The 12,546-nt window shown below is 54.8% G+C and carries 4 protein-coding genes and 2 pseudogenes; 4 read left to right on the forward strand and 2 right to left on the reverse strand.

The window, feature by feature from the left end; translation table 11 throughout:
- Together ACW81B_RS04025 and ACW81B_RS04030 are read left to right on the forward strand one after the other, a co-directional pair.
- Positions 1-229: hypothetical protein (locus ACW81B_RS04025; protein WP_491578929.1), on the forward strand; the 229-nt coding region annotated here is incomplete at its 5' end.
- Positions 230-327: 98 nt separating this feature from the next.
- Positions 328-543 (forward strand): annotated as a pseudogene (locus ACW81B_RS04030) (transposase); the annotation flags it as partial.
- Between the two features lie 372 nt (positions 544-915).
- Here the strand turns inward: ACW81B_RS04030 and ACW81B_RS04035 are convergent.
- On the reverse strand, positions 916-2,172 hold the full coding sequence (locus ACW81B_RS04035; RefSeq protein ID WP_491578930.1) for a sulfotransferase family protein: 1,257 nt from the start codon (positions 2,170-2,172) through the stop codon (positions 916-918).
- Between the two features lie 339 nt (positions 2,173-2,511).
- Here ACW81B_RS04035 and ACW81B_RS04040 point away from each other — a divergent pair, with 339 nt between their 5' ends.
- Positions 2,512-3,270, forward strand: coding sequence for a 4'-phosphopantetheinyl transferase family protein (locus ACW81B_RS04040; protein ID WP_491578931.1), 759 nt, complete (start codon positions 2,512-2,514; stop codon positions 3,268-3,270).
- 157 nt (positions 3,271-3,427) lie between these two features.
- On the opposite strand, the gene ACW81B_RS04045 is transcribed toward ACW81B_RS04040, so the two are convergent.
- Positions 3,428-11,905 carry an SDR family NAD(P)-dependent oxidoreductase gene (locus ACW81B_RS04045; protein ID WP_491578932.1) on the reverse strand — a complete coding sequence of 2,826 codons (8,478 nt, stop codon included), beginning with the start codon at positions 11,903-11,905 and terminating at the stop codon, positions 3,428-3,430.
- 368 nt (positions 11,906-12,273) lie between these two features.
- Here ACW81B_RS04045 and ACW81B_RS04050 point away from each other — a divergent pair.
- Positions 12,274-12,546, forward strand: a pseudogene (locus tag ACW81B_RS04050) (hypothetical protein); the annotation flags it as partial.

Genomic DNA, 12,546 nt, shown 5'->3' on the forward strand with positions numbered 1-12,546 from the left:
GTGCCGCCACGTCGATCCGGACAGTGGTGAGGAATACTTCGTCTACTCCTGTAACAACCAGGATCAGGACCTGGACGCAGTCGATTTCGAGCACCTTAACGCGCGCTTGCGACAAAATTCAGTGCAGGAGAAACTATCCAGGCTATGGTTGGATTACCTGCTCAGTCGCCCAAAGGTAGCAAGGCTTGTTGATGTTCGGGCCAGCAATCTGTCGGACTTGAGCCATTGAATTGAATTGATTTATTTGTATGGTCATTATGTAGTTCATCGTAATTTGGGTAGAAGTTGGAAATGTCCCGCGGGCGCATGAATGCGCAGGAGCGGCCCATTACCTATCGAATTGCCGTGGGACCACAACAAGGGCGCAAGATATTCACTTTACAAACCTTGCCCGATTGTGAAGATGATCAGTTTGCACCCGGAGTGGGCAATGTAGCTGGTTTTTCACTGCATGCAGGGGTTGCCGCCAGAGTACATGATCGAGATAAGCTGGAACGCCTGTGTCGTTACATCGCAAGGCCAGCAGTGTCCGCGCCCACCTTGATGACAGAGCACGTCCGGCAGACTTGAGCTTGTTACCTGAATGTCGGGCTCCAGCAGCAACGGGGTTGTTTGACTGAAAGAACACGTCCGGTTAGTAGATAATGAATGATATGGCAAAGCGCTGCCTGATGCTTGCGCCCCGATAGGGCGATAGAAGTTTGATTTAGCCGAACCAAAACAGGCTTTGCGTGTGGCAATTGACCCTCAGTCATTTTTTACTTGTAGCGACACGTTATCTTCGGTGCATTATTGCTTCAAATCATCGACGATCTTCAGCCAGCTGATCCTGCTTTCTATTCCGCAACGGCCCATTTACGGTGGTCGTGCTGATGGCTTACTGCATACCGTCAAGATGCGGTACCAGAATGCGAGTCAGGACGACTGTGATTCATCATCCGCTTCCACCCCGGTCTGAAGCGGATACCCCTGCAACTTAATATGCTTCGCCCAACGATCATTGATCTCCTGAAACGTCGCCGCATCAAGCCGGTACCGGTTAGGCTTATAACCGGCCACGTCGCGCAGGTGTTCTTCCAGCTTCGGCAAATACTCGTCAAAGCCCCCCAGGTCAAACTGTTCGTAAATTAATCGCATTGTCGCCGGGGCATCGCTGACCAGATCTTCGTAACGAATCTCAATGAACCGCGACGGATCGAGTAGCATTTTTTGACGCTCAAACGCGTCGTTCATCTGCACAAAACCGGTCAGCACAGCCTGTTCAAAGTCAAGATTCTTAGGTAACTGCAAGGCTTGCGTGTCGATCAGCGATTTCCATAGCCTCACGGTTGAGGCATAGACATCATAAGGGTTACGCACGATCCGCACAAAGCGAGCCTCGGGAAAGATTTGTTGCAGCGTTTTAACACGCGACGTGTGCGTCGGGCTCTTGAGCACGACCGGCCGCAGATCGCGATACGTCAAGGCTTTAATAAACCACTCAAGACCGTCTTTCCATCGCTGCTGTTCGGCGGCGTCCCAAGTGTCTACCTCCAGCAGATCCGTTCCCGGCGGGACGTCGAGCGGAAAACCCATCGTCTCATAGGCACTCGGCAGGCCTAGGATCATCAGCGCGAATTCATCTTCCTGCGGCCGATCCCAACCTAACTGCATCTGATCCATTGGTCGCTTTTTTGGCAACAGGTATTTTAGCCACCAAAGCATCATCCCTCGCGAAATCAGAAAGTGATTCGGGGCGAAACAGGCAAACGTGTCGGGATAGGTAAACCGCCGGTCGAGGACCAATCGCTCGTGCAGCAAGGTGGTACCGCAGCGCCAATGACCGATCAGGAAAATCGGCGGCTGCAAAATTTCGGTCGCCCTTATCCGGCGGTCGTGTCGTAACCGCTGAACTTGGTAGAGTACTGAATTGAGGATCGACGCCATCGCCGCGGTGACCACCATCCTCCAACGTGTGGGCGAAACCCGGAATCGATGCTTTCGCAGCAATCGAAAAAGATCGCCGCTGCGCATACCGTGCCAGCATTTGGGCGCATACCAAGGATACGCGTTTAAAGTAGCGTCGTCTTTTTTGGCGAATAATGACAAGGGCGATCTCCGGGCGTTGTGTTTAAAAAGAAGGCTCTTCTGGGTTTTTAGCACCGTTCGAGGTGGTGTGTCTCGCAGGCTCACATCACTTTTCCTATTGGATCCTACCAGCGCGCTTAACTCAAAAATTTTGAGTTAAGCGCCATTATGCCCTGCAAGACTCACAACGAATACTGCTGGTATTTGTTGGCGCCATGGGATGGAAACGGGATTGTTTTACTTATACCCTGCATGTTGCATCGAGGATTTGCCTAAATGCAAAAGTAAATGCAGTACCAGTCCAATAGGACAAAGTGTCACCGGAGAAAATTGTGAAGTTGTTCTACAATCTGTTGTTTTGAAAAGAGAATTACAAATATTCAGTCCGCATTGGTACAGGATGCAGGTTAGATGCCTAAGAGAAGTCAGTAAAACATGCGAGGGATGAGTCTGAGGAATGGGGGGCAGAACGAGAGCTTCTGGATACCAGCCGGCAGGCCGGATTCGCTGGGGGCGGATGAAGTTCACATCTGGATGGTCAGGCTGTCAGGTGACAGCACACCGCTGAGTGCCATGCCCACACTGATGAGCGTATCCGAGCGTGCGCGTGCTGAGCGGTTCCTGTTTGACCGGGACCGCAGTGCCTATGTAGTCAGCCGTGGCTGCCTGAGGTGGTTGATCGGCCGATACCAGTCCTGTGATCCGTCCCGGATACGGCTGGTCGAGGGTGCTTTTGGGAAACCGGCACTGGCCACCGGAGATCTGCGATTCAATGTTTCTCGTTCTTCCGGGCTGGGACTCTTCGCCTTTACTCGCAACCGCGAGATCGGTGTGGACATCGAACGCATCAAAACCGGTCACGCATCTGATCAGCTGGCGCGAAAATCGTTTTCTGATTGGGAATACCGGCAATATGTGCACCTGCCGATGGCACAGAAAGAAACCGCTTTCTACCGGTGCTGGACGCGCAAGGAGGCGTATATGAAGGCCATTGGCCGGGGACTCTCTTATCCGCTGGATGCTTTTGATGTCAGCGTGATACCCGGCGATGTGCCGCGCCTGGAACGGGTCGAAGGTAGCGGCGCAAAAGCCCGGCACTGGCGTCTGCTCGATCTGCCGGCGGTGCCTGGCTATGCATCTGCCGTCCTGGCCAGCGGCCGGAGCTGGCGGCTATCGTGTTTTTGCCTGCACCTTGAGTCATGACGCGCCGACGTGTTTCCAGAAAACGTGTGATGCGGCGCAAAAGGACATGTAGTGCGGCGTATTGAACAGGCGCCGGGCGGTATGTTAGATCTTTACATGCCGTGCGCCAGGCCAGGTAAAACCAGCATCAATACTAACAGTCCGCCCTGTGGCCACTTCACTCGGCACCGCCGCGTGAGTCAGTCATCAGCTGTGCCAGTTGTTCGGCAATTGTCTGAATGTGGGGTGGTCCCATCAGCGCCCAGTGTCCGCAATCAATGACTTCTTCCTGGCAGTTGCCATGGCTGTGTCGCTCCCATTGCCCGCTGGTCTGATAGGTATGGGCGAGACTTGAACGAGCCAGCCATGAGTATATGGATGCATTGACCACAGGCAAGGTCATGTCCTCAACCAAAGAGGTATGGAAAACGACACTGTCGATCAGCTCGTTCAGAAATTCCTTCAGCGTATCATCCATGTCCAGTTCGCCCAGCAGGGTTGTTTTGACCAGATCACTGCGTTCGTAGCGCGCCGTGGACTTGAGCATATCCACCAGCGCGTCCATATCAGGGTCCGGGCTATCCTCACCCATCAGAGCCCGACCTTCCGGCTCCGGCACAATGTTGGAAACCACTTCCCGGAGCAGGTCCTGAATAATCTGAATATGAGCGGTGTCGCTATCGGTCCAGATTGCATAACTGTCGAGTACCACGACAAAGGCCACCCGGGCCCCCTGCTGCTCCAGCCGGGCGGCAATGAGCGTGGCCAGCAGGCCGCCAAATGAAAATCCGACGAGATGGTAGGGGCCGGTTGGTTGATACCGGGTGATGTCTTCGACATAACAACTGATGAGCTCTTCAAGTCCCGGATACTGGGTCTGCCCCGGCCCCGACCAGGCTGTGCGGATTCCGATCAGCGGCAGCGCATCGGGAAGGGTGTCCGCGAGGTCAGAATAAATACCCAGTTTACCGTCATTGGGGTGCAGGCAAAACAGCGGGGCTCTGTCGTCGGCACCTTTCTTCAGGGTAACCAGGCAAGCGGATACTCCGGTTTCATCCGCTTGGGGCCCGGCTGAAGAATCATTGCCAGTGTCAATGATTTCAAGTTGCTTCAGCGCCAGATCCACCAGTGTCTGCGTGGTCGGGTGCTGCATCACCCCGCTGCTGCGGAAGGAGACATCCAGGTCGTTTCCCAGCTGATTGATCAGTTCGACCGTCATCAGTGAATCCAGTCCCATGTCGTTCAGACGGCCGTTGAGATCCAGTCGATCAGGCGCCACCCCAAGTACTTTGCCGACTCTTTGACGAATATACGCCCGTAACATGTCGCTTTGCTCGGCCTCGGGGCTGTCCAGTATCAGCTTGCTCATGTGTCCGCGCGCCTGGGTCTCATCATCAGCATGGCGTGCGGTGGTGTCGAGCCGGCTGAACCGAGGCGTACCGTTGCTGAGTTTGCGCCAATCCATACAACCAACGATCGCGCGCGAAACATCCATCAGCAGCAGACGTTCCATGCTCGCAACGGCTTCAGCGGGCGTAATGCTATAAAACCCGCGCCGTTCAAAAGAATCCGCCATCGATTGATTGCGAGCGACAAAACCAACTTCACCCAGCCGTCCCCAGTTGATGCTCAGACCAGCGAGACCCTCGCTGCGTCGGTAGCGAACGAATGCATCCATAAAGCCGTTCGCTGCCGCGTAGCTGGCCTGCCCGGGTATACCCACGATAGAACTGATGGAACTGAACAAAACGAACTGCTCTATGGGGTCTTTCAGGCTGGCCTCGTGCAGATTCCAGCAGCCATCCACCTTGGGCGCCATGACCTTCCTGAACCGCTCGGCTGTGAGCTGGGCCAGAGACTCATCATCGAGCACCATGGCAGTATGGTAGATTCCGCGCAGCGGCGGCATGTCCTGACGAATGCGCGCCAACAGTGCTTTCACCTGAGTGTTATCCGACACGTCCAGCTGACTTACAATGACGGTGATATCCTGGGACTCCAGTTCTGCGATGACCTCGTTGGCTGCATCGTGATCGCCGACTCCCCGTCGTCCGGCCAAAATCAGTGTTTTTGCACCCCGGCTGGCCAGCCATTTGGCCAGCACCAGGCCATAGCCGCCCAATCCACCGGTTACCAGATAACTGCCGCTGCTGTTGAGGCTGATCTTTTCGGGTAGTCGGCATCGAAGCCGCAGTGGCTGCCTGTGCATGGAAATGACCACTTTGCCAGTATGCTTGCCCTTGGCCATGTAGTTGAAAGCATCGTGTATGTTCCTGAGCGAAAACATCCGGTAAGGCAGCGCATGGTAGCTGTGATCGACTAACTTGCGACGGAGAATTTCCAGCATGCGCTGGATTTCCCGGGGTTTGTCTGCCATCAGACGGCCCAGATCAATACCGTAAAAACTTAAATTCTGCCGAAATGGCCACAAACCGATGCGGCTATCCTGGTAAATGTCGCGCTTACCCAATTCCAAAAAACGGCCAAAAGGCGCCAGGCAGGAAATACCTGCCGTCAAGGCGTCACCGGACAGGCTGTTGAGGACGATGTCCACGCCCCGACCATCGGTCAGTTCCATGATTTCATCGGCAAAGCTCAACGAGCGTGAGTCGAGCACATGCTCCACACCCAGGTTGCGGAGCAGATCCCGCTTCGATTCGGTCCCCGCCGTAGCAAAAACCCGTGCGCCTGCTTCGTGCGCCAACTGTAATGCCGATAATCCAACGCCCCCGGCAGCCGCCTGGATGAGGATGGTCTCGCCAGACTGAATATGCGCCAATTCATGCATTGCATACCAGGCGGTCAGAAAAGTGATCGGCAGCGTGGCTGCCGACTCGAACGGAAGTTCCGCGGGTTTGTGCACGACCGCGCCATCGGGGGTGTTTACCCGATCGCTAAAACTACCCGAGGCAAGGGCCATAACCTCATCACCGATTGAAAATCCTGTTACCCCCTCACCGATCGCGGTGACAATTCCTGAACATTCATCACCCAGAAAGAGCGTATCTCCGCGATCTGTCGGGTACAGGCCGAGCGCTTTAAGCACGTCCCGGAAATTGAGCGCTGCTGCGTACACCTGTATCTGCAACTGACCTGCTTCAGGCTCCGCCCGGGGCACTTCGTGCAAGGCCAGCTGGTCAATCACGCTCGAATCGGCGGGTATAAGCCGGTATGAAATATTGGTGTCGTAGTCTGGTGCCTCAGGATCCAGGTCTATTTGCGGTGATGGCAGATTGTCGATGCGCGGAACAAAACGGCCGACGCCACGAAATACCACTTCGTCCTCGTCATCTGGCCGCTGCATTTCCTGCCACAGGCTTTGTGCCTGATCCGCCAGGGGTGTTTGGTCGAGGTCGACGCGGCGGTGGTGATACTGAAGGTACTCGTTCTGCACCACACGTCCAAAAGCATTCAGCGCAAACTGTTGCACCGAGAATGCCGACTCCTGGTTGTGACGTGGATGGGCCATTCGGGTGACAATGACCACAGATTTCAGGCTGTCCGCGCAGGTTTCACTAACCTGTTGCATCAAACGCATGAGAAAGTGACAACCGTCGGCTTCGGCTGTATGCAGTCCGGTCAGATCCAGCGCATCTGCGGCGTCATGGTCCAAACCCCACAGATACAGGACGCCGGTGACCGGTTCCCTATTGTTCGCAACGGTCAACAGGCGAGTCAGAGCGTCATCATCTTCCGGAGGCAGATGGAAGGACTGCCCATCTTCGGCATATTCCTCTGCCCGCTCGACCAGACTGTGTTGTATACCGGCAGGTTGCATGATCCCACTCAGGCTACGTGCCAGGCCCTGGTGATCAGCCAGTATCAACCAATGCTCTTGCTGCGGTTCACAGCTTGGTTGTTCCTGTGCGCCATTAACAGCTTCCGGGGAGCATGCAGCATCTGTCGAAATGACGGGTGCACTCGCTTCGGGCATCCGGGCATGCATCACGACCTGTCCCAGGTTGCGTTCATCGGGAAACAGGGTCGCAACATCATCAAAGCCCGTGTCTGTAAGGACCATGGTCCACTGCTCCGGGCTGATCAGCGGGTATTCCGGCCTCAGCTCGTGGTCAGTAAACCGCCACCAGCCGGGTGTCAGACCAAAGACGATGTCGTGCCAGAATCGCTGTTCGCAACTTTCCAGGAATAACAACAACCCACCAGGACTCAGTAACTGGCGCACATGCTTCAATGTCGTGCGCAGACTCTCGGTCGCATGAAAAACGTTGGAAGCCAGCACAATATCAAAAGAATGAGCTTCCAGCTCCTGTTGAACCGGGTTCTGCTCTATATCCAGAGTACAAAATTTCAGCCCTCCCCAGTCACTGAACTTCAGTTCGGCAGCAGAGAAAAATTGCGTTGAAATGTCGGTAAAGAAATAGTCTGTCCCGTCGGCCGGAATACCCGTGAGGACATGGTGAGTAAGCCCGCCAGTACCGGCACCGATTTCCAGTATTCTCAGCTTGCGCCCTTCGGGTAGTGCTGCAGCGGCACGGGCAACGATGCCGGCGATCATGTGGTTAAACGGCTTGAATGAGGCCGAATCCTGATACAAATGATCTGCTGTGATTCCCTGATCATAGGCGAACAGCAATTCCAGTGCATCCAGATGACCATTGAGCACCTCGGCCAGATGTTCTCCACAACAGCTCAATAAGGTCAGTTCTGCAAAAAAATCGGGGTACCGGGTATATATATACTGGTACTGTCCGATCACATCGGTGTCGACCGCTTGCTGACTGCGTTGCCAACCACCGGTACCGGACAGCAGAACACCCTGATCACGCAATGACTGAAAAAGGTGATTCATCAGAACGGATTGCGGCCCATCGATTGCCAGTTTCTCTTTCTGCCACACGGCACCTGGGCTTTGATCCAGCCCTAGTTGTTCAAAGGCGTTGACGGTGTAGGCTGTTGCCAGTTGATTCATCAAAACAAGCAGCCTGTCCAGGCGGTCTCCTTGCACGAAAACAGGCGTTTTCCGAAAGGAAGGATCTACCACATCCAGCACAATTTCTGAAGTATCAGTTTGCAGCGCAGCGCCGATGGCCGGTAATGGCTGAAGTTCCCATCTGGTTGCATACAGCTTGCTGCCCGCTACCTGGGTACCATGCTGGGCCATTGCCAGCGCCTGGCAACTGAAACCGTCTATCTGCATGCAGATCTTTCCATCGGAGGTATACAGGCGCAGATCACATTCAACTGCTCGCTCATCACCGCGGCGGAGTATGACCTGTACATCGAGTACGGCAGGCACCTGGCAAAACAACTGAATCCTGTCAATGCGAACGGGTAGAAACAAACGCTTGGTGGCGTGGTCATCAGGCAGTACGCCAATGATGACCTGAAAGCAGCTGTCGAGCAGGGCGGGGTGAAACAGATAGTGCTCTGTGTCCTGGAGTTCAGCCACCCGGCATACCCGGCCCTGGGCCAGGGCTCCGGCCTGCCCAATGGTCTGGATCGAGCGAAAGCAAGGACCATAATTCAGGCCCACATCGACAAATCGCCGGTAACACATGTCAGCAGTGAGCATGGACTGGATGTCCAATTCAAGGGCGGCTGGCGGGCTGACGTTAGTGGTTTGGGGTTGTCTCAGGTAACCCTGGCAATGCCGTTGCCATTCCGGGCTGGCTGCACTGCCCTCTCGGGAACTGATGACAAAGCGCCTGTCTGCCTCGTAAAAAGTGAGCTGTACCAGCGCGGCCGGTCCTTTTTCCGGCAGGATGAGCGCCTTTTCGAATTGAAGCCCCTCAACGACACCGGGTTTACCATACAGCGCTTTCGATGCAGCCAGTGCCATCTCGACATAGGCAGCAGCAGGGAAAATAATATGGCCCTGGGCACGGTGGTCTTTGAGAAAGGAAAAATGCGCCAGCTCCAATTGGACTTCCCATGCCTGATCGGTTTCATGCCTGGCGTTGACCAGCAGGGGATGTTCAATCCTGCCAACACGCCGGTCCCGATCCAGTTCTCCTTCGTTCCAGAATCTTTCCCGATGCCAGACTGTGCCAGGCAGTGCTATGAAACCACCTGGTTGAGTCCAGATTTTTTCCCAATTCAGGGGACATCCTGCGGTATAAAGTCCGGCCAGCATTGCATTGATCTGCAAACTGTCAGGCGCGTCCCGTCGCAGGCTTGCGATGACGTTGCATGGCTGGTTGTGCCGGGCCGCATTCTGTTTAATAGAGGTTGCCAGAACCGGGTGGGGGCCGATCTCCAGGAAGATTTGAAAGCCCTGTTCAACGAGGGTGTCCATCGCCTCGGCAAACAACACGCTGTCACGTACATTATGCCACCAGTATTCGGCATCCAGGCTGAATGCCGACACCGCCACACCCGTTCGAGTCGAGATCATCGGCAGCTTGGTAGGTCCAGGGTCGATGTCCTTCAGAAACTCAAGCAGGTTCTCTTGCACAGCTTCCATCTGTACACTGTGGAAAGCGTAATCGACAGGCAGGAAACGGCAGAAAATTTCACTGTCGAGGTAGCGCGCTTCAATGTCCTTCAAAAGCGCCGGATCACCCGACAGGGTGACGGATCGCGGTCCGTTATGCGCCCCAATGGAAACCAGTCCATCGGTGCCGGCAATCAGTTCTTCGGCACTGGAAATATCGATACCAATGGCCAGCATGCGCCCACCGGGTGCGACTGACATGCAATGTCCGCGATAAAAGATGACCTTCACTGCATCGGCAAGGCTCAGTGCCCCGGAGACACAGGCGGCAGCCACTTCCCCCACGCTGTGTCCAAGCACGGCGGCCGGCCGAATGCCCAATTCTGCCAGAAGTGCCGTCAACCCCATTTGTATCGCGAACAGGGCAGGCTGGGTAAATGCCGTATCCTGCATGCGCGACTGCTCTTCGTCTTTCAGCAATTCATCCATCAGGGACCAGTCGGCATAGGCCTGCAATTCGGCGTCAATCAACTCGATCTGCCGACGGAAGCACCGATTATGCTGCAGCAGTTCCCGCGCCATTGCCCACCATTGTGGCCCCTGGCCCGAATAAACAAATACCGGTGGCTGATCTGGCCCAGAAACGGCATCGGCGCAGGACATGCCGGGACGCCCTTCATCTTGGATAAAAGCCTGCAGCTGTTCACACAACTGAGCCTTGTCTTCCACCACCAGAGCCAGTCGGCTGGCCAGGTGGTTTCGCCTGGCACAAGCGTTGTAGCAAAAGTCGGCCACTGTCGCTTGCCCCGCCCGGCTGGAACGGAGGTAGTTCAACCATAGCTCCGCCTGCTGCTTGAGTGCAGCAGCACTTCGGGCAGATACCGGAAACAGATAGCGATCCATGCACAGTTCGGTCACACTGGCCGATGGTTCCTGATCTTTCCGGCTGTGGCTGGCCAGTACCACATGGGCATTGGTACCGCCAAAACCGAAAGCGTTAACACCTGCATAAATTGGTTTGTGGCCGTTGATATTCAGAGGCCGGGTTTTGGCAACCGGCACAATACCCAGGTCTTCAAACGGAATCTGCGGGTTGAGTTCGTCCAGGTGCAAATTGGCGGGTATTTGTTGGTGCTGCAATACCAACGCTGTTTTGATCAGACCGGTGATGCCGGAGCCAGCCTCCAGGTGGCCGAGGTTGCTTTTAACCGATCCAATCGGGCACGGCTGAATGCGATCTTTAAACAGGGCGCGTCCCAGTGCCTGACACTCAGCCGGGTCTCCGACATAGGTGCCGGTGCCGTGAGCCTCGATATAGGCAATGTCGTTCACATCGATACCAGCGCGGCTATAAATATTCCGCAACAAGGCTTCCTGCGCTGCGCTGCTGGGCATTGCGATGCCATTGGTTCGTGCATCCTGATTCATACCGGCGGCGGCAATACAGGCCATGACCGGGTCACCATCGGCCAGCGCCTGATTGAGGGGCTTGAGTAAAATCATGCCGCCGCCTTCACCCCGAACGAAGCCGTTGGCACTGGCGGAGAACGGCATGCAGCGGCCATCTGGAGACAGCATCGACGCTGCAGAGAAGGCAATGAAAGGTGAGGGCGAAATAATGATATTGACGCCGCCTGCCAGAGCCATATCGCATTTTCCTGACCAAATACTATCGCAAGCCAGGTTGACTGCCACCAGAGATGAGGAACAGGCAGTATCCACAGTGATGCTGGGACCGCTCAGATCGAAACAATAGGAGACACGATTGGCGGCAATGCTGGACGCGCCGCCAGTGGCGGCATGAGATGTCGGTTCCACTTCGGCACTTAGTTGCATCAGAGCATAATCGGATGTACTGACACCCACGTACACGGAAGTGTTGGAGCCAGCCAGGTCAGCCTGCACCTGACCTGCGGATTCGAAAGCCTCCCAGGTCAATTCCAGCAGCAGGCGTTGCTGGGGGTCCATGTAGTTGGCTTCCCGGTGAGAGATGCCGAAAGCACCCGGTTCGAACTGGTCGATCTGCTCCAGTTGCCCGGCCCATTTCGCCTGGGATTTACCGGGAACTTGCGGGTCAGGTGAATAATATCGTTCGATATTCCATCGATCCGGGTGTATTTCGCTGACGCCATCCACTTCATCCAGCAGTAACTGCCAGAAACTTTCCGGGCCATCTACGCCACCGGGTAGGCGGCACGCTACGCCAATGATGGCGATAGGAAATGCCGGCTCCACGGCCATTGCTCCCTTGAGTGACTCCATATGTCTTACCCTGTTCATTGGTGCCCCGCCGGTTCATGCACAAGCGGTGATCACCAGCCGATCTTAATTCAAATCCGGTTGGGAAATCCACGATACCTGTCTGTCTATCTATGGCTTGCCCAAAGCGATAGCACCCATGGTTAACCTGCTTGCCAAGGGGGGGTGATGTACGTGTTTCGCTATCGAAAAAATTTTTAAAAGCATTTTTCACACATGAAATATGTGTCTTTGATAACTTGAACTTCACTTATAATATAAATTAGAAATCGAGTGCTAGCCGCAATGGGTAGTTTGTTCGGCTGCTTGCAACCTTTCTACTTTGCGCCTATTGTTAATAGGCTTAACAAGTTAGATGTGAAGGAGTTGGGATGCGATTTTCTGCCAAACTTGCCGTGCTATGCGCTACGTCTCTCATGATGGTTTCGATGGCCTGGGCTGAGATACCTTTCTTACCTAACCAGGGCGTACAAGGCTCCTGGTTTAATCCGGATACCGATGGTCAGGGCTTTTTGTTCGAACACCTGCCCACGCAGTCTAATACACTGGTAGTCTACTGGTTCACCTTTGATCCTGAAAATCCTGGTGACCAGATTTGGGCTACAGGTACCGGGAAACTTATCGGCACATCTGCGGATATATCA

Source organism: Thiogranum sp., from assembly GCF_058323355.1.